19 protein-coding genes are annotated in these 25,523 nt (G+C 37.5%); 18 read left to right on the top strand and 1 reads right to left on the bottom strand.

What is annotated here, in order from left to right:
• Positions 1-10 precede the first annotated feature (10 nt).
• The 3 genes from F3D68_RS04525 to groL all read left to right on the top strand — a co-directional run bounded on the left by F3D68_RS04525 (position 11) and on the right by groL (position 4,028).
• Positions 11-1,789, top strand: coding sequence for a TIGR03546 family protein (locus F3D68_RS04525; RefSeq protein ID WP_151193275.1), 1,779 nt, complete (start codon positions 11-13; stop codon positions 1,787-1,789).
• 157 nt (positions 1,790-1,946) lie between these two features.
• Complete coding sequence (locus tag F3D68_RS04520) at positions 1,947-2,234, top strand: co-chaperone GroES (RefSeq protein WP_151193274.1); 288 nt, start codon at positions 1,947-1,949, stop codon at positions 2,232-2,234.
• Positions 2,235-2,381: 147 nt separating this feature from the next.
• On the top strand, positions 2,382-4,028 hold the full coding sequence (groL, locus tag F3D68_RS04515; RefSeq protein WP_151193273.1) for a chaperonin GroEL: 1,647 nt from the start codon (positions 2,382-2,384) through the stop codon (positions 4,026-4,028).
• A 224-nt stretch (positions 4,029-4,252) separates the two neighbouring features.
• Here groL and F3D68_RS04510 read toward each other — a convergent pair whose 3' ends face one another.
• On the bottom strand, positions 4,253-5,488 hold the full coding sequence (locus F3D68_RS04510) for an MFS transporter (RefSeq protein ID WP_151193272.1): 1,236 nt from the start codon (positions 5,486-5,488) through the stop codon (positions 4,253-4,255).
• A gap of 285 nt (positions 5,489-5,773) precedes the next feature.
• Here F3D68_RS04510 and mraY point away from each other — a divergent pair, with 285 nt between their 5' ends.
• The 15 genes from mraY to F3D68_RS04445 all read left to right on the top strand — a co-directional run bounded on the left by mraY (position 5,774) and on the right by F3D68_RS04445 (position 25,395).
• Entirely contained in the window at positions 5,774-6,865 is a 1,092-nt protein-coding gene (gene mraY / locus F3D68_RS04505; protein ID WP_151193271.1) for a phospho-N-acetylmuramoyl-pentapeptide-transferase, read from the top strand.
• A 12-nt stretch (positions 6,866-6,877) separates the two neighbouring features.
• On the top strand, positions 6,878-8,236 hold the full coding sequence (gene murD / locus F3D68_RS04500) for a UDP-N-acetylmuramoyl-L-alanine--D-glutamate ligase (protein ID WP_151193270.1): 1,359 nt from the start codon (positions 6,878-6,880) through the stop codon (positions 8,234-8,236).
• 4 nt (positions 8,237-8,240) lie between these two features.
• On the top strand, positions 8,241-9,446 hold the full coding sequence (ftsW, locus tag F3D68_RS04495) for a putative lipid II flippase FtsW (protein WP_151193269.1): 1,206 nt from the start codon (positions 8,241-8,243) through the stop codon (positions 9,444-9,446).
• A 15-nt stretch (positions 9,447-9,461) separates the two neighbouring features.
• On the top strand, positions 9,462-10,022 hold the full coding sequence (locus F3D68_RS04490) for a cytochrome b/b6 domain-containing protein (RefSeq protein WP_151193268.1): 561 nt from the start codon (positions 9,462-9,464) through the stop codon (positions 10,020-10,022).
• Positions 10,023-10,057: 35 nt separating this feature from the next.
• Positions 10,058-11,125: a 3-deoxy-7-phosphoheptulonate synthase gene (locus tag F3D68_RS04485; RefSeq protein WP_318010181.1), complete on the top strand. Its 1,068-nt coding sequence runs from the start codon at positions 10,058-10,060 to the stop codon at positions 11,123-11,125.
• Between the two features lie 165 nt (positions 11,126-11,290).
• Positions 11,291-12,805, top strand: a complete 1,515-nt coding sequence (locus F3D68_RS04480; protein ID WP_191092699.1) for a UDP-N-acetylmuramoyl-L-alanyl-D-glutamate--2,6-diaminopimelate ligase — start codon at positions 11,291-11,293, stop codon at positions 12,803-12,805.
• A complete protein-coding gene (locus tag F3D68_RS04475) occupies positions 12,798-14,177 on the top strand; it encodes a UDP-N-acetylmuramoyl-tripeptide--D-alanyl-D-alanine ligase (protein WP_191092698.1) in 1,380 nt (459 codons plus the stop codon). The genes F3D68_RS04480 and F3D68_RS04475 overlap by 8 nt, the downstream gene beginning before the upstream one ends.
• Positions 14,174-14,692 carry a lipocalin family protein gene (locus tag F3D68_RS04470; protein WP_151193265.1) on the top strand — a complete coding sequence of 173 codons (519 nt, stop codon included), beginning with the start codon at positions 14,174-14,176 and terminating at the stop codon, positions 14,690-14,692. Before F3D68_RS04475 ends, F3D68_RS04470 begins: the two co-directional genes overlap by 4 nt.
• 225 nt (positions 14,693-14,917) lie before the next feature.
• Complete coding sequence (locus F3D68_RS11455) at positions 14,918-15,727, top strand: ATP-binding protein (protein WP_263478726.1); 810 nt, start codon at positions 14,918-14,920, stop codon at positions 15,725-15,727.
• 11 nt (positions 15,728-15,738) lie between these two features.
• Positions 15,739-16,401, top strand: a complete 663-nt coding sequence (locus tag F3D68_RS11450; RefSeq protein ID WP_263478725.1) for an ATP-binding protein — start codon at positions 15,739-15,741, stop codon at positions 16,399-16,401.
• The gene (sbcD, locus tag F3D68_RS04460) at positions 16,398-17,240 is read left to right on the top strand and encodes an exonuclease subunit SbcD (protein WP_224728231.1); all 843 of its coding nucleotides are present in this window, start codon (positions 16,398-16,400) and stop codon (positions 17,238-17,240) included. The genes F3D68_RS11450 and sbcD overlap by 4 nt, the downstream gene beginning before the upstream one ends.
• A complete protein-coding gene (locus F3D68_RS11385; RefSeq protein WP_224728230.1) occupies positions 17,230-17,646 on the top strand; it encodes an exonuclease SbcCD subunit D C-terminal domain-containing protein in 417 nt (138 codons plus the stop codon). The genes sbcD and F3D68_RS11385 overlap by 11 nt, the downstream gene beginning before the upstream one ends.
• Before the next feature lie 43 nt (positions 17,647-17,689).
• The gene (locus F3D68_RS04455) at positions 17,690-18,700 is read left to right on the top strand and encodes a DUF3169 family protein (RefSeq protein ID WP_151193264.1); all 1,011 of its coding nucleotides are present in this window, start codon (positions 17,690-17,692) and stop codon (positions 18,698-18,700) included.
• Positions 18,697-21,927, top strand: coding sequence for an SbcC/MukB-like Walker B domain-containing protein (locus F3D68_RS04450; RefSeq protein ID WP_151193263.1), 3,231 nt, complete (start codon positions 18,697-18,699; stop codon positions 21,925-21,927). The genes F3D68_RS04455 and F3D68_RS04450 overlap by 4 nt, the downstream gene beginning before the upstream one ends.
• Before the next feature lie 60 nt (positions 21,928-21,987).
• On the top strand, positions 21,988-25,395 hold the full coding sequence (locus F3D68_RS04445; protein WP_151193262.1) for a DEAD/DEAH box helicase: 3,408 nt from the start codon (positions 21,988-21,990) through the stop codon (positions 25,393-25,395).
• Positions 25,396-25,523 lie beyond the last annotated feature (128 nt).

The following is a 25,523-nucleotide window of genomic DNA, read 5'->3' as shown; positions in this document are numbered from 1 at the left end:
GGATATCACGATGAAATTTATCAAAAAGCTTATAGCGATTATTACGGGGCAATCCAATCCAATGCAGCTATTTTTAGCAGCGCTATTTGGTTTTGTATTAGGGTTTATGCCAGGATTTCAATATGCACCACTAATTTATCTGGTTGCCGTTTTGCTTTTATTGTTATTCAATGTCAATTTAGTCGTGGCAGCGATTATTTTTGCGGTTGCTGAGATTTTATCCTTTATTTTAGAGGGACTTTCTTACCATCTGGGAACTTGGTTATTGGATGGCTTCTTGCAACCTTTATTTAAATGGATGATTAACGCGCCGATACTAGCATATGCTGGATTTGATTATTATCTGGTGAGTGGTAGCTTCATCTTGGCAATTATTTTTGGTGTGATTGTGGGCTTTGTGCTTGCGCGATCTGCTAAAAATATCAAAGTTAAGATGGCAGCACTACAGACTGAAAAAGAAGCGTACAATAGAATCATTAATAAGCGATCTATCAAAGTCATATCATGGGCTGTCTTTGGTAAATCAGCGCATAAGATTGATTGGACTAAATTGCGTGATAAAAAACTCAAGCATCCGTTTCGTTGGTGGGGTGTGATCGTAACGGTTGTAATCATTGTTTTGTTATTTGTTATGAGTAGCTTCTTGCAGTCGCAAGTTGTCAAAAATATTTTAGTTACTCAGCTAACCAAAGTTAATGGCGCGACAGTAGATATAGGACAACTTGATATTGATGCTTTAGAGGGAAAAATAGTGATCAAGGATTTGGCTTTTGCGAATCCTGAAGATTTATATCAAAATAGTTTCTTTGCAAAAGAGTTAAAAGCTGAAGTCAATGTAAGCGCACTGTTGGCAAAACGCCTTGAGCTAAGTGATGTGGTTGTCGATAGTGTTTTAACCAATAACAAACGTCAAAGCAAAGCCTCATTATATGCTAATACAAAGACAGAAAGTGATACTATAACTCCAGTTGATGATAAATCAAAAACAGCAGGTTCAGCCGAAGAAGTGAGCAAAGAGGATAAAATACAACAATTTGATGTGCGTCATTATCTTAAAAATGCCAATGAGTATTATGATTATCTGACTAAACTTGTGCGCGTGATTAAATGGCTGGCACCTGAGCCGGTAGCTCAGGAAGATAAAGCCATCAGTAAAAAAAATAACGATGTTATACCGGTCTATCAATATGCACAAAGGCAGGCATTGCACCTAATTGAGCAATCACCAACTCTTGTGATTGCTAGGCTTATGGTCAACAATATTCGTTATAATGACGCCTTAGCGTTAAATGTCACGGCAAGCAATCTCTCAACGCAACCGTGGCTGACCATTGCACCGACAAAAATCCATATTGTCAGTGTCGATAAGACGTTGAATATTGATTTTGTCAGTGCCAATAATAGTCGGATTGCGCCAAGCTTTGCGTTAATGCTCAAGGGTATGAGTGCGGATAAACTATTAAGTGATATCAAGTTTGGCAATAATTTTAATCTCACGGCTAAGACATATGATATTAGTATGCAGGGATCTTGGGCATGGCAATCTGGTGATATTGAACTTAATGCGCCAGCAAATATTACATTTTATGATGCGAAGATTAATGCCGGTGGTGTCAATCAGTCATTGGCGAAGCTGCCACTGAAATTTAATGTCAAAGGTAGCCTGAACAATCCTGTAATCGAGATGGATAATACCCAATTGCAGAATATTTTAATTGAGTCAGGCACCAATGCTGTTAAAGATCAGTTAAAGGGGGAGTTAAAAAGCAGGTTGCCGATTGGTTGGTAACTCTTTGCTGTATATAAATAAATCAATTGTTCTACTCTTAAAAAATAAATCAAAAAACTTTTAAAAAAATTCTTGAAATGCAAATTGCTATCACCATATTTTTGCCTGCAATAAACAACTAATGTTTAACAAATAGGTTAAAAAAAGGAGTCTAAATATGGCAATTCGCCCTTTACATGATAGAGTGTTGGTTCGTCGCGCTGAGGAAGAAGAAAAATCAGCAGGCGGGATTATCCTAACGGATAGCGCTAAGGAAAAACCAATGCAAGGTACGGTTATTGCAGCAGGTCACGGCAAGATTTTAACAGATGGTGGCATTCGTGCGCTTGATGTTAAAGTGGGTGATAAAGTATTATTTGGTAAGTACGCAGGCAATGAAGTTAAAGTTGATGGTGAAGAACTATTGATGATGCGTGAAGAAGATATTATGGGTGTGATTGAATAATCTTTGGCGTGGTAGTGTTCTTGGTGAGCTTGTGTAGGGGTGTATTGTATACGCCCGATGCTAAGGATGATGCCACATCAGATGATTGATTTTAAAAGCGAAATTTTTAATTAAGAATAAACAAAAGAAATTTAAGAGGAAAGAAACATGGCCGCTAAAGAAGTAATGTTTTCAGATGACGCACGTGCTCGTATGCTAGAGGGCGTTAATACATTGGCTAACGCAGTAAAAGTCACTTTAGGTCCTAAAGGACGCAATGTGGTACTTGAGAAATCATTTGGCGCTCCTGCAATTACTAAAGATGGTGTATCTGTTGCTAAAGAAATCGAATTGAAAGATAAGTTTGCCAACATGGGTGCGCAAATGGTTAAAGAAGTAGCATCAAAAACTGCTGATATCGCAGGTGATGGTACAACAACGGCAACTGTTTTAGCGCAAGCTTTATTAACAGATGGCTTGAAGGCAGTAGCCGCTGGCATGAATCCTATGGATCTTAAGCGTGGTATTGATAAAGCAACCATTAAAGCGGTTGATGCATTAAAAGCACTATCTAAGCCATGTGCTGATAACAAAGCGATTGAGCAAGTTGGTACGATTTCCGCAAACTCTGATGCGACAGTTGGTGAGCTAATTGCTAAAGCAATGGCTAAAGTTGGTTCTGAAGGTGTGATCACTGTTGAAGAAGGCAAAGGCTTTGAAGATGAGCTAGATGTTGTTGAAGGTATGCAATTTGATCGTGGTTACTTGTCCCCTTATTTTGCAACTAACCAAGAAAATATGACGGCTGAGTTAGAAAATCCGTACATTTTAATCGTTGATAAGAAAGTATCTAATATCCGTGACTTACTACCGGTATTAGAAGGTGTTGCTAAGTCTGGCAAGCCATTATTAATTATCGCTGAAGATGTTGAAGGTGAAGCATTAGCGACATTAGTTGTGAACAATATCCGTGGTATTGTTAAAGTCGCGGCTGTTAAAGCCCCTGGTTTTGGTGATCGTCGTAAAGCAATGCTAGAAGATATCGCTATCCTAACAGATGCTACGGTTATTGCTGAAGAAGTTGGTTTAACACTAGAAAAAGCAACAGTTGAGCATTTAGGTACGGCTTCACGCGTGCAAATCACCAAAGATGATACAACAGTGATCGATGGCGCTGGTCAAAAAGGCAATATTGAAGCACGTGTTTCTCAAATCAAAAAGCAAATCGAAGAATCAACCTCTGACTATGATCGTGAGAAGCTTCAAGAGCGTTTAGCTAAATTAGCAGGCGGTGTTGCTGTAATTCGTGTTGGCGCTGTGACTGAAGTTGAAATGAAAGAGAAAAAGGACCGTGTTGATGATGCGCTTCATGCAACGCGCGCTGCGGTTGAAGAAGGGGTTGTTGCTGGTGGTGGTGTTGCATTACTTCGTGCGCAAGCTGCTCTTGAGACGCTAAAAGGTGACAATGAAGACCAAGACCACGGTATCGCATTAATGCGTCGTGCAATGGAAGCGCCTTTACGTCAGATCGTTAAAAACGCCGGTGGCGAAGCTTCTGTTGTTGTTAATAACGTTCGCGCTAAAGAGGGTAGCTATGGTTATAACGCTGCAAATGATACATATGGCGATATGATCGAAATGGGTATCTTAGATCCAACGAAAGTAACACGCTCAGCACTACAACACGCTGCATCTGTTGCTGGTCTTATGATCACTACAGAAGCAATGGTTGGTGAGATCAAAGATGATAAAGCTGACGCAGCTGCTGCAATGGGCGGCATGGGTGGAATGGGCGGTATGCCTGGCATGATGTAATCATCAGCTATCCACAACTATAAATAATAAAAAAGGGGCGCAATGCCCCTTTTTATTGTTATCGTTTTTTTAGGCTATGATCATATTCCTGCCCACTTTGATTGTGTAAGCGTTGGCTGAGCGTCAGTCGAAGCCTCTATGAAGTGTGATTACCCTTCGACTTACGCTCAGGGTACGGTGAGCACTTGTGGGTGAATATTTAGTCTTAGCCTTTTTTTATTTTTTTATTTATCTAATGTTTTGATATGCATCTTACTCGCCAGTAGGGCAATGATGGCGATAATAAATACAGCGCTCATTAGATAAGCTGGTGAGTTAGTATTTCCCGTGTGATGAATCATGTAGGTTGCAATCGCTGGTGTTAAGCCACCAAATAATGCAAAGCCGACATTATAGCAAAATGATATGCCAGAATAGCGCACATCAGTTGGGAATAACTTCGTTAAGTAGGCGCTGACAGCACCAGCAATGCCACCGGCAAAAATAGACACCAAGGTATATGAAAGCATTACCGCGCCATGTGTTGACAAGCTATGATAAAAATAGATACCAGTGGGGATGAACAATAGGGCGCTGATTAAAATAACAAGTTTTTGACCAATGCGATCCGAGATGGCTCCAGCAATAGTGCAGAAAACTGAAAAAGTAAAAAGGTTAATAATCGTTGTATAAGCAATGACAGTATTATCATAACCTCTTAATTGCATAAATGAGGTGATATACAAATAGAAAATACTGACAACAGCGGCTTGTGATCCAACAATAAAAATGCCTAAAATGGCATTGCGTGCATGGTTCTTAAATAATGCCAGTATCGGTAATGTATGGCGCTTGCTTTCATTTAGGAAAAGTTCAGATTCCTCCAAACGTTTACGCAAGAAGTAGCTAATCACAGCAAGCACACCGCCAAAGATAAAGGCAATACGCCAAGCAATCGATGGGTCAACATGAATGAGTAATGCATGAGCAATATCCGCTAAGAAAATTCCAAGATTGATAAATAAGAAGATCACCCCACAGATTAGACCTGGGTGTTTGGGGATATGTTCACAAACAAAGGTAATGGCACCAGGGATTTCACCACCAATAGCAATGCCTTGTGCTAAGCGTAGCAAAATAAAAATAATGGTTGCAGTAATTCCTAAGGTGCTAAAGCCAGGCAACAAGCCCATTAATAGTGTTGCTAACGCCATAATACTTATTGAGAGTACAAAGACTTTTTTGCGTGTGTATTTGTCGCCAAAATGACTAAACAGCATGCCGCCAAAAGGACGCGCTAAATAGCCAATCGCAAAAGCAACGAAAGCACCAAGCATACTAAGTACCGGTGATGATGAAGGGAAAAAAGTCTCACCAATAGCCATGGCAAAGACGGCAAATATCACAAAATCATAAAACTCGAGTGCACCACCAAGGCTTGAAAGTAAAATGATTTTCCATTGTTTACTGTTTACGGGCATTTTTATTCTCCATTTAAGTCTAACCTTGCTCTTTATTCCTAATTGTTTTGAGCAATTAATATTGCGTATTTTTCCAGCTAGATGCAACTTAAAAAGTTAAATAAAATTGCAATATAGCGAATATAAAAAATATAGTAGCTTGCTTTAGAAAGAAAAACGCCAAAAAAAGTAATTTTAACGCAGCTTTGGTTGTGTTCTGCAATTAGGCTTACTAGAATACTTTGCATTTGTGGTGCACTGTTTTTCAACCGTGCAATTTAGGTAGTTAAGGCAAGGTTTTTTTAGATGTTATTATGGTTAACCGGTTGGTTGTCACAATATTTTACGTTTATGCATATTTTTAGCAGTTATGTGACTGTGCGCTCACTTATGGCAGCATTAACGGCACTTTTGATTAGTTTGTTTGTTGGCAAACCGATGATTAACTGGTTGAGTAAAATGCAGATAGGGCAGGTAGTGAGGGATGATGGACCGCAAACACATTTGGTGAAGAAAAACACACCAACGATGGGAGGGTGCTTAATTATTTTTTCCATTGTTGTATCGATTTTATTATGGGCAAAGCTTAATAGTCCTTTTATATGGGTCTTGCTTTTTGTACTTGTCAGTTTTGGCTTGATTGGTTTTTTAGATGACTTTCTAAAGCTCGTATTAAAGCACCCTAAAGGTTTACGTGCCAAATACAAATACTTGATGCAGTCGGCTTTTGCGATAGTGGCAATGCTGTGGGTTTATGTCTTATTGCATAACTATATGGACTTTAGTTTAGCAGTCCCCTTTAGTAAAGACTGGGTTATTCCACTAGGTGCTTGGGTTATCCTATTGGGATATTTTGTGATAACAGGAAGTAGTAATGCGGTAAACTTAACCGATGGCTTAGATGGATTGGCTATTTTACCGATTGTGCTTGTGGCAATGGGGCTTGCTGTCTATGCCTATGTCATTACCAATAGTGCCTTTGCTGGACACTTGCTTTTTGATTATATGCCCAATGTTGGGATTGATGAGCTTGTTGTATTTTGTGCTGCGATTGCGGGCGCTGGCTTTGGTTTCTTATGGTTTAACACATATCCTGCGGAAGTATTTATGGGCGATGTTGGTTCTCTAGCATTGGGGGCGACACTTGGCACCATAGCCGTTATTATTCGTCAAGAGTTAGTGTTTTTTATTATGGGCTTTTTATTTGTGATGGAAACGGTTTCAGTTATTCTGCAAGTTGGTTCATATAAACTAAGAAAAAAGCGTATTTTTAGAATGGCGCCACTTCATCATCATTTTGAATTAAAAGGTTGGCCTGAAACCAAAGTGGTGGTGCGTTTTTGGATTTTGACGGTTATTTTTGTATTAATCGGGCTTGCTGCACTTAAAGTGCGTTAATGTGACGATGAAATGATTGAGTCAAAGCCTTTTTTTTATTATCAAACACGACAAATCAATCGTGTATTAGTTGTGGGTCTTGGTGTTTCAGGGGCTGCCGTTGTTGATTATCTAAAAGCTTATGCGCTAGAGATCGATATCTTCGATCAAAACTTTAAAAACGTGAGTGTTATAGTTGATTATCAAAACTTTGATGAAATCAACCTTGAAAACTATGATTTAATTGTCGTAGCTCCTGGCATTCCCGTCAATAAAGCACCATTTAATCAACTCTATCGTCATTGGCATAAAGTAGTTGGCGATATTGAGCTATTTGCATTAGCTATCGCATCAGGCAATGACGAGAAAAACCATAAGCAAAAAAGGCAAAAAGTGATTGCGGTCACGGGTTCAAATGGCAAAAGTACCGTTGTCTCTTTGCTTTTTCATGTGCTTAAAAGCCTTGGAATAAATACTGCTTTAGGCGGCAATATTGGCATCCCTGCTTTAAGCCTTATCGATGAAAAGGTTGATGTTTATGTGCTTGAGGTTTCAAGTTTTCAGATCGATTTATTAAAAAACGCACAGTTTGATGTTGTGGCAGTGCTTAATTTATCTCCTGATCATTTAGATCGTTATGCTGATTATAAGGCGTATTGTGATGCTAAGTTGGCATTGTTAACTCGTGGTAAATATCGTGTAATGAATGCCAAACAAAAAGACTTATTAAATCATAGAGCGGATGAGACGCTTTCATATTTTAATAATGACACTACTTATGTCGATGATGATAAAGCGATATTTCATCACGAGGTATTTTGTCAGCAGTCTGAGCTGATATTGCAAGGCAGACATAATCTTGAGAATATCTTAGCGGTGCTCATGATTTTAGACGGATTAATGAGTTTGTCTGAAGGTGAAAAAGCCAAGATTAAATCAGCGATTGCTACATTTAATCCGCTTGCGCATCGCTGTCGTTTGGTTAGAACGTTTGAAAATATTCGCTATATCAACGACTCAAAAGCCACGAATATTGCATCAACGGAAGCCGCTCTTATCGGTCTAGGCAATAAAGAGACTAAAAACATTATTATTTTGTTAGGTGGTTTAGCAAAAGGTGCTGATTTTAGCGAGCTAGTGCCTGTACTTAAAACGTATGTTAGAAAAGCGGTCGTTTATGGGCAAGATCGTATGTCAATTTATCAAGCCATTGCCAATGAGGTTGATTGTATGCTTTGTCAGAGCTTCGATGAGGCATTTAATGCTACCACAACCCTCGCTTGTCAAAATGATATTGTGTTATTATCACCGGCATGTGCAAGCTTCGATGGCTTTTTAAGTTATGCTCATCGTGGTGAATATTTTGAAGAATTGGTTAATAAGCTAAGGTAACAGCGTGCTTTTTTTTATTCGTAATTTTTTTAGTCAGCGCAATAGCAAAAAGGTGCGCGTTCGAGCGACCATTGAGCTTGATATGGCATTTGTTTTTTTGGTGTTGGGATTATTAGCGTTTGGTTGGATTATGGTGACCTCGGCATCGATGGTTGATGCTAATTATGACTATGGCAACCCTTATTTTTATTGTGTGCGTCAAGGCTTCTTTGCAATACTTGGTATAGGGGCAATGATTTGTGCATTACTAGTACCAACAGATAACTATCAGAAAATCTATAAGCTGTGGTTGATTATTGCCTTTGTTTTGCTCGTTGCTGTATTGATTCCGCATATTGGACGCGAGGTGAATGGCTCACGGCGTTGGATCCCTTTGATTGTGATTAATGTGCAGGTTTCAGAGGTTGTTAAGCTATGTGCGATTATGTACTTTTCATCTTATCTCGTGCGCTTTGGAGATGTTGCCAGAGAAACATTCAAAGGTGTTGTTAAACCACTGATTATTCTTGCGGCAATGGCAGGACTGCTACTTAAAGAGCCTGATTTTGGTGCATCTGTTGTGATGTTTACCTGTGTGTTTGGCATTATGTTTATGGCGGGAGTTAAATTGAGATGGTTTATTATCCTAATTGTATTAGGTGGGGTTGCGGCAACTTTTCTAGTGCTGTTTGAACCGTATCGTTTGGCGCGTTTAAATGGCTTTATGAATCCGTGGGCGGATGCCAATAATACTGGTTATCAGCTAGTGCAAGCACTTATTTCGTATGGTCGAGGTGGCTGGCTTGGTGATGGTTTAGGCAGTGGTATTCAAAAGCAGTTTTTCCTACCTGAAGCGCATACTGATTTTATTGTGTCCGTGGTGGCTGAAGAGCTGGGCGCAGTTGGTGTGATCACACTGCTTATGGTTTATGCTTATTTGATCTGGAAAGGCATGCGAATTGCCAGTCTGGCTTATGTCCTTGATCGTCATTTTCAAAGCTATGTTGCTTATGGCATAAGCTTTTGGGTGGCTTTTCAGGTGATTGTGAATATTGGAGTGAATATTGGTGTCTTACCAACCAAAGGCTTAACATTGCCATTGATTAGTTATGGTGGAAGTAGTTTACTGATTATGTGTTTTGCGTTGGGTATTTTGCTTAGAATCGACTTTGAGAATAAGATTATGGCAGATGAAATTATGCCACGTTATGTCTATCAAAAAATACCATAAGAAAGAGGGGCGTTTATGAAAAAACAAACACATTATGACGTATTGGCGCATGTTATTCATTGGCTATTTGCTTTAGCCATTATTTTTCAATTATTATCAGCACAATGGATGCATCATAAAGTAAAACCAGGTGTTGAACCATGGACATTAAAGTTATTTCTATTTCATGAAATTTTCGGTGTCACTGTGTTTTTCCTGTTATTAGCCTATTTATTACGTGCTGCGAGTTTAGTAGAAAAGGATAAATTCGGGCATCTTTTCCCCTATAACAAAAAAGGTCTTAGTCTAGTAATAGCCGATATCAAAACATTATGTCGCTGCCGTTTGCCAGATCGTGCTTTTGGTGGGTTAGCTGGACTGATTCAAGGCTTAGGTTTTATGCTATTGTTTTTGGTCGCTTTATTGGGGACACTCTGGCTTGTGATTCCTGCCAATTATATTGGTACCTCATTGCTGCATGATATCAAGGAGCTACATGAGTTCTTTGCGCAAATTGTTTGGTATTATTTAGCGGGACATGTTGGCATGTTCTTAATTCATGTTATAGTGGATAAAATTTCAAAAAATAAAAAGTAAAAAAATAAAAAACAGTATAAAGTGGAGTAGAGCGCGTGATAGACATACACGATAAAACAGATAATACACGTATCAAAGACAAACGCACCTTAGTGCCATCTGGGGTTATTCATGAAGAGCATCCGATTACCAAAGAAGCCACGTCAACAGTAATTGCCGCACGTAAAGCAGTATCCAATGTTTTGCAAAACAAAGATGATCGTATGGTTGTCGTTGTTGGACCGTGTTCAGTACATGATATCAAGGCCGCAAAAGAATATGCAGGGCTTTTGTTAAAAGAAGCGAAAAAGCATGCCGGAGAGCTTGTTGTGATCATGCGTGTGTATTTTGAAAAACCAAGAACAACGGTGGGTTGGAAAGGTTTAATCAATGACCCTGACTTAGATAATAGCTTTAAAATCAACAAAGGTTTACGCATGGCGCGCCAGTTGTTATTAGATATCTCAGATATGGGATTGCCGTGCGCGACTGAGTTTCTAGATGTGATTAGCCCACAGTATATTTCAGATCTCATCGCATGGGGTGCCATTGGTGCGCGCACGACTGAGAGTCAGGTGCATCGCGAGTTAGCCTCAGGCTTATCTTGCCCAATAGGCTTTAAAAATGGTACTAAGGGTAGTATTGGTATTGCGGTTGACGCAGTAAGAGCAGCAAAATCAAAGCATCATTTCTTGGGGGTGACCAAGCAAGGCACAACAGCAATTTTTGAAACAACAGGTAATGCCGATGCGCATATTATTTTGCGTGGTGGCAATGATGGACCAAACTATGCCAAAGAATATGTTGATGAAGCAGCTGGTGCGTTAAAAGAGCATCACTTGCCACACAAAGTGATGATTGATTGCAGTCATGGTAATAGCAGCAAAGATTACAAAAAACAATCTTTGGTGATCGATGATATTTGTGAGCAATACAAAGCAGGTAGTCAGGATATTCTCGGGGTGATGATTGAGAGTAACTTAAAAGAAGGCAATCAATCGATTTTTGTAACACCACTAGAGTATGGCAAAAGTATTACTGATGCTTGTGTTGGTTGGGATGAAACGCTTGAGATGCTTGATAAACTAGCATCTGCTGTTAAAGAAAAGCGTCAAGTGAAATAAACTAATGCCTAAGACTAAACATTCACCCGCAAGTGCTCACCGTACCCTGAGCGTAAGTCGAAGGGTAATACACTCTCATAGAGACTTCGACTTACGCTCAGCCAGCGCTTATACAATCAAAGTGGGTAGAAATATGGCTATGGCAAAGCTAATCAATCAATAATCGTGAAAACTATTGCTCAAATCAGAGCCTTTCTAATTGAAATTAATGCATTAAAATCAACTGCTTATCAGACAATAGATCTTAATAAGAATCCTTTTTTTCTCATTGAAAACCTTTATCAAGATCACCGATTGGTCACAGAAAATGACGGCTTTATTGCACTTAAAGGACAAGTGCATGATGGGCATCGTTATGTCAATCAGTTGCGAGCCCAAGGCGTTAACTTAATTTTGGTTGAAGACGTCAGTTTAATCGATCCACAGGACATCCCTTTTGTTATTGAGATTCGGAATTTAAAATCAATTCTCGCAAGCTTGGCAAGTTGGTTTTATGATTACCCATCCGAGCAACAAAATATCTTTGCAGTGACTGGTACTAATGGTAAAACTTCAATTTGCCATTTCTTGGCGCAAAGTTTATCAAGGCTTAATCATAAGGTCGGTGTGCTTGGAACTATTGGTAATGGTATCTTTCCAACACTTGAAGATTCCGCTTTAACGACTTTGGATAATCTAAGCTTACAGCGGATACTTAAGAACTTTTATGATCAAGACGCTGACACGGTTGCCATGGAAGCGTCATCACATGCCATTAGTCAGCGACGTATTCTCAACGTCAATATTCAAACGGCGATTTTCAGTAATCTGGATATTGATCATTTGGATTATCACCAGACGATGGAGCAATATTTCCAAGCCAAGCGCCAGTTATTTAAATTAGCAAGTGTCAAGAAATGTGTGATTAATATTGATAATGACTATGGTAGTCGTTTGTATGCTGAGTTGACTGAACAACAAGAGAAAGAGGTTTTTAGTTTTAGCCTTGTTAATAGTAAAGCCGATTGTTATATGCCAATAACATCGATATCGCCGCAAGGTTTTGTGGTTGATGTATTTTTTAAAAATAACAAGGAATTAGCTATTACGATCCCCATTATGGGTGAATACAATGTCAGCAATATTGCCGCGGTAGTTTGCGCTTTATTGGCAAACGCTTATCCTTTTACCGACGTATTGAAAACTGTGAATGATTTACATAATCCCAAAGGGCGGCTTGAAAAGCTTATACATGATGGAAAAGCAACCGTTGTTATCGATTACGCACATACTGCAGATGCTTTAGCCAAAGCCTTACAAGCCGTGCGTGTGCAAACAAAGGGCAAGCTTTATTGCGTGTTTGGTTGTGGTGGTTCACGCGAGCATAGCAAACGTCCATTGATGGCAAAAGCAGCACAACAATATGCTGATTTTGTGATCGTGACAGAGGATAATAGTCGCACCGATGATATTAAAGATATTGTTCAAGATATCATCTCAGGATTCGATGATGAATTCACTGAGTTTATCGTAATTGAAGAACGTAAACAGGCAATAGAATATGCATTAAGCATCGCAAATGCTCACGATGTTATTTTACTTGCTGGGAAAGGGCATGAAACCTATTTAGATAAGCATCATCAGAAAACACATTTTGATGAGCGTGAAGTGGTATTGGAGTTTTGGAGAAAAAATGATTAAGTCATTAAAGTCATTGGCTTTGCAATTAAATGGTGCTCAGTACATTGGGCAGGATGTGGCAATTACTGGCGCGCATATTAACTCAAAAGAGATTAGTCAGGGACAACTTTTTGTCGCACTACAAGGTGAGCGTGATGGACATGATTTTATTGATCACGCCATACAAAATGGTGCAGCTGCAGTTTTGGTGGCACAACAACAAGCTGATCTTAACGTGCCACAAATCATCGTCAAAGATACGCGTAAAGCGCTGTTTGATTTAGCCCTTTTATATCGCAAAACACTGAATCTGCCAGTGTTGTCAATAACGGGCAGTTGCGGCAAAACGACCACCAAAGAAATGCTGGTGTCTATGCTTAAAGCATTTGGTAAGGTGCATTATAGTCATGGTAATTTTAATAATGATCTTGGTGTACCGATGACAGTGTTGTCAACCCCGCAAGATGTTGATTTTGTAGTGATTGAAGCGGGCACCAATGCACCAGGTGAGATCCCGCATTTAACACAGTTAATCAAGCCAGATTATGCCGGCATTACCAATGTGTCAGCATCACACTTAGAAAAGCTAAAATCTTTAGATGGTGTAATGATTGAAAAGGGTGCCTTATTACAGGGTATACAGCCGCAGGGCAAAGCAATTATTAATTTAGATGATCCAAGAATTAATGCTTTTGCTAAAGCTTTAGCGGTTGATCAAGTCACATTCTCGATGAATAACACAGCTGCTGATATTTATTTATATGCGCAACAAGAGTCAATAACCGCATTGAGCTTTACAGTGAGCGTGGCAAAGAAGCGCTATGAAGCACGATTGAATGTCATTGGTCAGCATAATATTCAAAATACATTAACAGCACTTTCGTTTATCTATGCCTTGCAATTAGATATTCAGTCATCACTTAATGCATTAGCAAATTATCAACCTTATAAAGGACGCTTCTCTTTAGTAACTTTAAATGATTATGTGACACTGATTGATGATACTTATAATGCCAGTGTTCAATCGGTTAAAGCGGCAATTAATGATTTAGCGACATTTAAGGGTGACAAGTATCTTGTGCTTAGCAATATGGGCGAGCTTGGCGAGCATGCGGAGCATTATCATCAAGAGGTTGGGCGCTTGATTAAGCAATCAAGTATTGACTATGTCTATTTGTATGGCAATAAAGCATGGATGACATTACTGGCTAAAGAAGCAGGAGGATATGCACGATACTTTGAGCATAAGAATGCTTTAATTGAAGCGTTACGGAATGATCTTAACAACAATCAAAATATACTTTCACGCATTTTAGTTAAGGGCTCACGTGCTAATCAGATGGAAGATGTGGTTGGTGCGTTGAAAAAGTATTATAAGGAAGCGGCATTATGAAAAGGATAAAGCAGTGGTGGTTGGTCTCAATGGTATTGTTAGTTGCCGGATGTGCGACGTATAAACCCATGCAGACAGCAAAGAGTGTTGATCTGCAAAAGTATATGGGTAAGTGGTATGAGATAGCTCGCCTGCCTAATAGCTTCCAAAAAGGTTGTCATTGCTCTACTGCTGAATATAAGGTACTAGATAAAGATACAATCTCAGTTACCAATACGTGCTATAAAGATGGCAAGTTAAAAGAAGCCACAGCAACTGCTTGGCGATCCAATGCCGATGATAATAGTAAGCTTAAGGTTAGGTTCTTTTGGCCATTTACGGGTAAGTATTGGATCTTATACGTCTCTGATGATTATCAGTATGCTGTGGTTGGTGAACCCTCCAGAGAATATCTGTGGTTTCTAAGTCGCACAAAACATATCAGTCAACAGCAGTTAGATTTGATGAAAAATATAGCCATTCAACAAGGCTACAATTTAGATCAGTTGATTGTTGCGGATAATCTCAACTGTTAATAGCCGCTATTACCTACAAGCTGATCACTTACCTAAAAGCATCAAAAATTTCTTCGATACTAGACTCTAGCTATGGGCAATCATAGCTATAAATAATCGTTATATGTGATAGAATTGTTATCGGAAACTAATTGTAAAGGGAGTTCGTTATGACAAGTAGTGTTTGGTGGAGCAGGAAATATTCAGTTGCAATATAGATGATCTCAAACTTTTAAGGGTAGGAAGATGCATATTCATAAAGTTAAAATTAGTAATTTTAAGGGTTATTTTGATCAACAGTTCGAGTTTAGTATTCCAAATGGGCGAAAGGGCAGTGGACTCAATATTTTAGTGGGAGAAAATAATACTGGGAAATCAACTATTTTTGAAGCTATCAGTTTTGTCAGAAATGGAGTGTCTGATATTAGTCAAATTGTTAATAAAAATGCTAACAGTAGTGCTCAAGTAGACTTAACATTTACTGGTGACATTAAGCAAATATTAGAGTCCTTTGCTCAAGAGAAGAAAATAGACACACTTGGAAAGCTGATTTATGATCAGAATGGAGTCGGTTTTTTTCAAATATCAAGAAATACGGATGAAGAAAAGAAAATTAAAGTTTGGAATGAAAGTGATCAATCTTTTGCTAACCCAAGTGGTATTGATGCAGTTATAAAAGGGATTTTTGAGCTAAATTTTGTTTGGGCAGATACAAATCCCAATGATCAAGCTAAGTTTGGAGCTTCTACAGTTTGTGGTAAGCTATTAAAAGGTATCTCTACTGCCTTACATGATCAAAGTGAATATAAAGCATTTAAAGAGAGTTTTCATAAAATTTTTAATAATGAGGATTCCCTATTACAGAAGCAATTGAATATAATTGAAGAAAAAGTGCAGGGCATTTTTCATGAACAATTTGGAGATGCTTCAATATCTTTTAAATTTAATGAACTTGATTCTGATTCATTTTTTAAAAATGTAACTATCCAAGTTGATGATGGAATTTCAACAACATTATCTGAAAAAGGTAGTGGGATGCAAAGAGCAGTTTTTTAGCTTTATTGCAGGTGTATGCAGAAGATTTGAAGAAACACCCTGAGCTTGAAGAAATTGACAAGCCATTTTTCCTATTTATTGATGAACCTGAAATATGTTTACACCCAAAGGCGCAATCAAAACTGTTAGACAGTATTTTAGAGTTAACAAAGCATAATCAAATTTTTTTAACAACTCACTCACCATATTTTCTATTAGGGATGCCTTTACATAAAATAGGACTCTTTATAACGAAAAAGGTAAACAACTTAAATAGAGTGGAAAATATTAATGATGCTGAAGTGCAGTTATTTCCATGGAGCCCAACTTGGGGTGAGATTAACTTTTATGCTTATGATATGCCAACACCTGAATTTCATAATGAGCTATATGGTTATCTTCAGGAAAAAACTGAATGTGAAGATCAAAAGAAATTAGACGCATATTTACAAGATCAAAAAATTCAACTAACAAAAAAATGGGTTAACGAAAGTAAAAAAATACCTGCACCTTATGACGTGAGTTTACAAACATTTATTCGCAACAAAATTCATCATCCTGAAAATACTACTATGCAAAATGAAGGGTATTCTATTCAAGAATTAAAAGACTCTATTAATGAAATGATTAAGCTAATCAAAGGCTTATCAAAAAATAATATTAACTTAAGCAAAGAAATAGAAAAAACACCATGAAAATCCTCCATACCTCCGATTGGCATTTAGGGCGCATGCTTTATGGCAAAAAGCGTTATCCTGAATTTGAAGCCTTTTTAAATTGGTTAATTGATATTATTAAATTGCAAAAGATTGATATTTTATTAATAGCTGGTGATGTCTTTGATACCACAACACCGAGTAATTATGCCCAAGAGCTGTATTTTCGGTTTTTAAGTGATGTGTCTAAAAATACGGATTGTCAGCATGTGGTGGTGATTGGTGGTAATCACGACTCGCCTAGTTTGCTTGAGGCGTCCAAAAGTGTATTAAAAGCACTTAACATCTATGTAGTGGGAGCAGCGTGTGACAATCCACAAGATGAAGTGATTACACTGACAAAGGATAACGGCATACCGCAAGCAATCATTTGTGCAGTACCTTACTTGCGTGATCGTGATATCAGAAAGGTTGAAGCCAGTGAAACGTTGGATGATAAGAATAAGAAATTAATATCAGGCATTAAGCAGCATTATCATGAGGTGTGTCAGTACGCCAAAGAGAAGCAGATTGAGCTTTGCAAAACACATAAGCTTGAATATTTGCCAATGATTGGTATGGGGCATTTGTTTGCCGCCGGAGGCAAGACCGAAGTTGATGACGGTGTGCGTGAGCTATATGTTGGTTCGTTAGCACATGTTGATGCGAGTATATTTCCTGATTATCTTGATTATGTTGCCTTGGGGCATTTGCATGTGCCACAAATGGTGGCTAAAAAAGAGCATATTCGCTACAGCGGCTCACCCATTGCTATGGGCTTTGGTGAGGCTAAGCAGCAAAAGCAGGTGTTAATGATTGACTTTAAAGATGGCAAGTAAAGTCATTACACCTATTACTGTTCCATGCTTTCAATCGTTAGTTAGTATTAAAGGTAATCTGGAAGGTATCTTGGCATCCTTGTCACAGCTAACAACTGATAAAAGTAATAGCTGGCTTGAGATTGAATATATAGGTAAAGAAATCATCAGTGATCTGACAGAGCAAATTAATGCTCATATTCAAGGCAGTGAGCTTGAGATCAGACGTATCAAAAACAAACGCATAATTGATAAAGCGATAAGTCAATCTCAAAGTAGTGAAACACTAGAGGATCTCAATGAAATAGAAGTGTTTGAGCGCTGCTTAGCTGCGCATGATATTCCAAAAGATCAGCAAGCTGTTTTGATGGATTGTTATCAAGAGATTATGCTGCAGCTTGTTGAGGAAGATGTGCAGGCAGAATAGAGGTGAATTGCCTAAGAGAGTGATATTTAAGGAATATGCATAAATGATTGATGATAAAGAGTCAAAAGAAAAGCTACAGAATGATGATAAAGAAGCATCAATAGTTAATGAGTTACTACCAACTAAAGCTTTAGAAAAAATATGGTTGTTTTCAAAAGTCTCGTTTATTTTAGGCGTTATCATAGGTTTTGTAATTATTTTTTTATATCTATTGCATATTCAAATGAATATAGGGATGCTTAGTATTGGAGATTTATATACATTGATTGCTGTAGCTGCTGTCTCAGGAATTGCCTACTTAAGTTTTTTTATTATTGTGCAACAGGCATCTATATCAGTTTCATGGGTGGTTTTAAAAGTATCTAAAAAACTTAAATATACAGATATTTTTGATCGAAAAAATAATGCAATTAATGCTGCAATGCTCCTATATAGTTTATATATGCTAATAGTCTTATTAGTTATGATAATAGCTGTAAGTTTGGGAAATGTTATAAATTATATTTCTCCTGCCATGAAGTTTATAGGTTTATCAGTAACATTGATACTAACTATAGCTACTGTTGTATTTTTTTCATTTATAAGTATGACAAATAGATCGATAAGGTTATTTTCAACATTTGTATTTACCTTCTTTGCGCTATTAATTGGCTTAGGAATGCCAGGTTTTTTTACACATGCTTCATTGGTTCAAATTCCTATAAAAGCCCTTAATCTTTCAAAAGATAATGTTTGTATCGTTGCAAAACGAGACGAGTTAACTCCATTAATTAACTCAGCAAAGCATAAAGGAAGATCAATATTAAAAAAACATTTAGATTGCTCAGATAACTCACAGTTTTGTACACTGGTAAACATTAATATTTTATTTCAGGGCATAGGTTCAAATACCAAAATTAGAGCGCCTATTTCAGAAAGTGAGACTATTGATGTAACAATACCAAACTCCTCAATTATTGCTATTTATGACACGCCAAAAATAACATCTAACACAGCTAATAATAGTACTGGAGCATCTGCCTCTAAAACTCAAATCGATAGGGATAAACCATGAAAATCCTCAACTTACGATTCAAAAATTTAAATTCTCTGTATGGTGAATGGTCAATTGATTTTACTGATCCTGATTACATAGATAATGGCTTGTTTGCAATCACGGGTCCAACTGGAGCGGGTAAATCAACCATATTAGATGCGATTTGTTTGGCGCTTTATGGGCAGACGCCACGACTAAAAATTATCTCTGAGTCGGTCAATGAAGTAATGTCACGCCAAACAGGGGAATGTTTTGCAGAAATTACATTTCAGACGAATGAAGGTGTGTATCAATGTCATTGGAGTCAACGCAAAGCGCGAGGCAAAGCAGATGGAAAGTTGCAATCACCAAAGCATGAAATCAGTGATTATAATAAAGCTAAAGTATTAGAAACAAAAATTAAAAAAGTTAAAGAACTCGTTGAACAAAAAACAGGAATGGACTTTAAGCGCTTTTGTAAATCGATTTTGTTAGCACAAGGCGGCTTTACTGCCTTTTTAAAAGCGTCATCAGATGAGCGCTCTGAAATCTTAGAGCAAATGACGGGTTCTGAAATTTATAGTGATATATCCAAAATGGTGTATGCGCGTGATAAGCAGGAAACAGATAAAGTCATATTATTACAGAAAGAGCTAGAGGGTATTCAGGTATTATCACAAGAGAAGCTGACACAGCTAAATAATGATCTTGTCATTAATAAGTCATTGATTGAGCGATTAGATATTAGCGAAAAAGTCTTGAGTGATAAAGTGAATTGGCTTCAAACCATTGAGAAGCTTCAACATGAGGTGTCGCAACTACAAAAGCAATATGAGCATATACAGCAACAGCAAGACGCATTCAAACCAAAGCAGCAGCAATTGATCCGTTTACAACAAGTCAAAGAGATTAATCCAATTTATGAGGCCTATCAGAGTGTTTATGCTGAGCTAAACAAAGTGAAAGATCAGATTGGTGCTTTGCAGCTTAAGCGTCCACAGTTACAAAAAGATGCGGATAGATTTGTAGAAAAATCTAATGAGGCAAAAGCAGGTTGGCAACAAGCTAAAGAAGCTCAAGGAGAACAAACTCCAATCATTAAAGACGTGCGCAAGCTTGATCATAATATTCAATATAAACAAGATCAATTGCATCAGCTTGAAAAGAGAGTTAATGCATTAAATACTGAGCTGACGAATCAACAGAAGCAGAGAGAAAGTATCCAACAGAGTGTTATTAAGCTTGATAAAGCCAATCAAGCCAATACGCTATACACTCAGCAACATGCGGTAGATGAAGATTTAATCGCTGATTTTCAAGGTATTCAATTACAAATCAGTTCAATTACAGATAAGCACAATGCACTCAATAGTTATCATACTGAAGTTGAAAAGACGCAAAAGCAACTAGACCAAGCTGTACAGCAACAAGATCAATGCCAACAAACGGCGAATGTTGCTAATAATGATTTAGATCAAGCTAAGCAGTATTTGGCAACATTAAATCTTAATCTTGAAAGTATATTGGCAGGTAAGCAGCTTGAAGATTATGAGGAGACCTTGGAGCTTAAACTGCATATCCAAGAGCAGCAAAAAGTCATTATTCATTTAGAGAAAGAGCGTCACAAGCTCATTGATGGTGAGGCTTGTCCTTTGTGTGGTGCTTTGGATCACCCTTATACACAGGGCTTACCAGCTTTTGATGCAGATGATGATATTAAAACATTAAAATCACAGATTAAAAAAATAAAAGCATCGCAAAAAGAAGTTGCTGAACAAGAGAAGCAGGTCGCTCAAAAGCGGCAAGTGCATGGTGATTTAATGACACAGTTACGTGTGGCAGATGAAAAAGTAACAAATGCCAAATCAGCATTAGCTAAAGCAAAAGAGCAACTGTCACTAGCGCAAGAAAGCGTATCAAAGGCAATGTGTCAATTTAATGAAGTGTTGAATAAATATGGCATGGTAGTAACACATGTTAAGCAACTCTCTAAAGTCAATGGTCAGCTGCAACAACGTTTGAATCAATGGCAAAAAACGCAACAGGCACTGCAAAACTATGCACAACAAAAACAACAGTCTACTGAGCAACTAAATCTTGTTGAACAGCAAATTAAGCAGAGCAATCTTTCTATACAACAAGAGCAAGCAGCAATAGTTAGCCTCAATGAGGAAAAGAAATCGCTTGTCCAAGCTCGGCAACAGCTATTTGCAGATAAAGATCCCGATGATTATGAGCAGCAATTGCAACAGGCAGTTGATCAGGCGCAAAAGCAATATGATCATTTCGCTGAAGAGGTAAAAGCGATTGATGATAAAATACTTGAATTGAATACTCAATTAAGTACCTATCAGGCATTGCAAATAGAAAAAGATAATGAGTATACACGTCGGCAACAGGATTTTTATGAACAGCTAAAGTTATACAATATAATGGATGAAGAGGCCTTTAAAGAGCTTTTAAAGCAAATAGATCAAATCAAACCATTGCAACAGGAAGCGGAGCAATTACAAAATCATTGGCGTGATATAGATAGTCAATTAAATGTTAAAAGGAATGAGTATAACCAACTTCATAATGCGTCATTGACAGATGAGAAACTGGAAAATTTGCAGCAGCAGCAACAGTTTATCCAAAATGAAAAGCAACAAACGTATGAAAGTTTAGGGTCATTAAACACGCAATTACAAGAACATGATAGTGCAGTGCTGGCATTTAAAAATAAGCTAGCGAGTGTTGATAAGCAAAAAGCACAAGCGCAAAAATGGGCAAATCTTAGAGTTTTGATTGGTTCACAAGATGGCAAAAAGTATCGCAACTTTGCCCAAGGCTTAACTTTTGAGCTGATGGTTAATTATGCCAATCAGCAATTACAGCAAATGAGTGATCGCTATTTGTTAGTGCGTGATAGCAATGAGCCTTTAGAGTTAAATGTGATTGATAATTATCAAGCAGGAGAAATACGCACGACAAAAAACCTCTCAGGCGGTGAGAGTTTTATCATGAGCTTGGCTTTGGCACTTGGTTTATCCAAAATGGCAAGCCAAAAGATTCGTGTTGACTCTTTATTTTTAGATGAAGGTTTTGGGACATTGGATGAAGATGCGTTAGAGATGGCGTTGGAAGCACTATCACATTTGCAGCAAGATGGTAAATTAATCGGTGTGATCTCGCATGTCCCTGCATTAAAAGAGCGCATTAGCTCACAAATCAAGGTCACTCCAATCTCAGGAGGCAAAAGTGTATTAAGTGGTGTGGGGTGTTAAAGTGGTTAATAATTGGCAAGATATTCCTCATTTTTTGATGGATTTGAGTAGATAATCAAAATGACGAAATTAGTAGATGTAACAAAGCAAGAACAAATTAATAATGCAATAGCAATATTAAGGGCGTGGCATAAAGTTGAGTTTTTTCAACCTTATAAAATTCCAGATGATAGTAACTACGAAAATAAAGGAGTTAAAATTACATTTGATGAACTACAAAGGCAGCAGGATGCTATTTTACCTTGGTTAGATACAAACGCCAGACTTCAGATAGGTCTTTATCCAGAACAGCATGCAATGTATACACTACATATCAATCTATTTGATTTAAACGAAATAAATACGATAGTTGATAATGTGTTTAATGAAGTATCAGATGGTTATCAAGAAGTAGAATGGGAAGAGCGTAAAGATGAAAATTTAACAGAAGGTTTTAGCTGTTATGCCAAGTTAACCGTTGATCAAAATGGAATGCCTTTGTTTGATACTATGTCAGTAAGTACATTGCCTTGGGCTTTGGGTAAGCTTTGTCAAAATGCTTTAGATCAACTTGTAATGACAGAGTTTGAAAAAAGTTGTGAGAAATTGCAAGAGGGCTTGTGTCGTATAGAAAATGAGCTGCCACTACATCCTGATAATGAGGGTTTAAAAGTTTTAAATGCAAGTTCATTATATAAACTTAGTAAGTTGCTAAATGATTGGGCTAATTTAAATCTGGAAGATAACCTTTGGCTTTTTAAAATTGATTGGAAAGAAATTAAAAGTAGCAAAAAAGAAGAGCAGCTAAAATTATTAAGACATGATGGTATGGAAAATGGTTTATCTCGAGATAACCTATTGTTTGATAGACGAGAGGAGGAGGAAGGTGATCAAGAAGCTGATGATGCAAATGATGCAAATGATGCAAATGAATTTATAATGCCTATTCTCAATAGCTTTTATATAGAAGATATCGAAAGAGTGATTTGCTTTTTATCAGCAGGTTTTGACCATAAGCCATTAATGAGCTATTTAAGCTTTGTTGATGAAAAATATGTTGATTTATACACTCCAAATGCGTTACCACTAATTGCAGATAAGTTGTCACCAGATATGACGCCAAGAGCAAGATGGCCTTCAAAAATATCACATCAGATGTCTTTAATGCAGCAGTTTGCTATCAATACGGTTTTTGACGAATTGCATAATGAGGGAGTGCTATCAATAAATGGACCGCCTGGAACCGGTAAAACAACGCTGTTGCGTGATATTGTTGCTGAAAATTTGGTTAATCGATCGAAGGTATTGGCTTCTTGTGATGATGTTAGAAAGTCATTGGATGAGCAGTTTTATCCTAAATCAGAGCTTTTTGGCTTTGAAATGGTTGTTGCATCATCTAATAACAAAGCAGTGGAAAATATTTCAAAAGAGCTCCCCTTGAGAAAAGACATTGATGGTTTATTTAGTGATTTATCCTATTTATCATCAGTTGCTAATCAAGTAAACGCTAAGAAAAGGAAAGGGCATTTGCAAGCGATGAATGACCAAGAACATTGTTGGGGCTTGATTTCAGCAGCAGGTGGAAGCTCACGTAATAGAAAAAATCTAGTAGATAGAATGTTTTATACAAAGCATTACCAACCATATTCAGAGCAAGAAAGTAAACGTCCAACAGGATTTGATTACTTAAACTTTTGGCGCTGGCGAGATGTGGAGCAAGAAAAAATAGAAAGCTTTTCACAAGCAAAATATAAATTTAATAAGAAATATGATGAATTGGAGAGATATCGAGATAAGATTAAAAAATTTCAGGAGTTACAAGCATATTTTAAAGAATATAATAAAGATAAGGCAACGATAGAACAGAGGCAGGCACTAGATGTTGCTAAATTGGCTTATGAAGATTATGTTGCACTAAATGAGTCTATTGAGGAGAAATGCAAACGTTTTGAAGAAAGAATTAAGTTTATAGAGGACGAGCTTAGCCTTTTTAAAAAACCTCATTGGTTATCATATCTTTTTAAAAGAGCAAAAGTTAAAGCCTACCAAAATCAGTTAAGCACCATAACCAAAGAGTTGCTTGAGCAAAGAAAATTGTACCTATCATTTAAAGATACGCATGTGGACTTTGATAGGAAAGTGAAATTAAATCATCTAAAAAACAATCTTGAAAAAGCTCAAGAAGCGCTTGGTAAAGCCGTTTTACAATTTAAAAACAAAGAAGCTTTATTTGAGGAATTAAATCAGTCATTAGTGGATTTGCGTATACCCTGTCATACTCATAGTATTTATGATGTAGACACCCAAAGACAAAGTTATTGGCAAAGTGAGCATTTAAATTGTTTGAGATCTGAACTATTTGTTTGTGCAATGCATTTACATCAATCTTGGCTTTATGAAGCCAGTTGCTATGAACTATTTAGGCAAAATGTTTTGTTTGGGTTAAGTCAACTTTTGCAAGGAGGATGTCAAATAAGGCAGGAAACCTTATGGAAATCTCTGTTTTTGATGGTTCCCGTTTTATCTACGACATTTGCATCTGTTGGAAATATGTTTAGATCAATTGGATGTGCGCAGTTGGGTTGGTTAATGATTGATGAGGCTGGTCAAGCAGTTCCTCATGCAGCAGTAGGTAGTATTTGGCGTGCGAAGCGAACAGTTGTAGTTGGAGATCCTTTGCAAATTGAACCTGTTTTTACGACACCACAAAAATTAGTTGATAAGCTCATGGATAGTGTCTTGCCAAACTCATATCAAGATTGGTTACCCTACCAGTATTCTGTTCAGCAGGTAGCGGATCGAGCAAATCAATATGGCTGTAATATATCAATTAATAATCAGAAAACTTGGATTGGTATTCCTTTGTGGGTGCATAGAAGGTGCATTGATCCTATGTTTAGTGTGGCAAATAAAATAGCGTATGAAAGCCGGATGATCCATGGCTTTGAAAATGAAAAAATACAACCACAGCTTCATTCTAGCTTGGGGCAGAATAAATGGATTCAGGTCAGCGGTGTTTGTACGGTTAAGCAATATGTACCAGAAATTGGAGAGCGAGTATCATATTTATTGCAGGAGGTTACTAAAAATAGTAAGAGCGCACTGAGTAGTATATATGTGATTACGCCATTTAAGGCAGTAAAGAAGGAACTACAAGCATTGATGTATCGACTTATGAGTCAGTCTAGTATCTTTAATAATGTTGGGTATAAGGAATTGAGTTTTTGGATTAAGAATAATATTGGTACAGTTCACACTTTCCAAGGCAAAGAAAATGAGACGGTTATTCTTGCTCTGGGTTGTGATCAACAAAATGAAGGGGGTGCTTGGTGGGCTTCAGGTAAACCAAATTTACTCAATGTGGCAATTACTCGAGCAAAGAGGAATTTATATGTGATTGGGGATTGGAATATTTGGGGGCAAAAGAAATACTTTAAGGAGTTGTATCAGCAATTGGAGAAGAACAAACGCATCGAAAATGTTTGCTAATTGCTAGCTTATCAAATGTCAACTAACTTTTCCGGTTACGACAACTAACTTTGCCGATTTATAGCAAAAAAATTATTTTTTCATACGATAACTTTCTCCTTCTAGGCTAATCACGGTTGCATGATGTA

The organism is Cysteiniphilum sp. JM-1 (assembly GCF_008711525.1).
Lineage (GTDB): Bacteria > Pseudomonadota > Gammaproteobacteria > Francisellales > Francisellaceae > Caedibacter.
The sequence above is the reverse complement of the archived record's forward strand: the minus strand, read 5'-3'. Positions and strand labels throughout refer to the sequence as shown.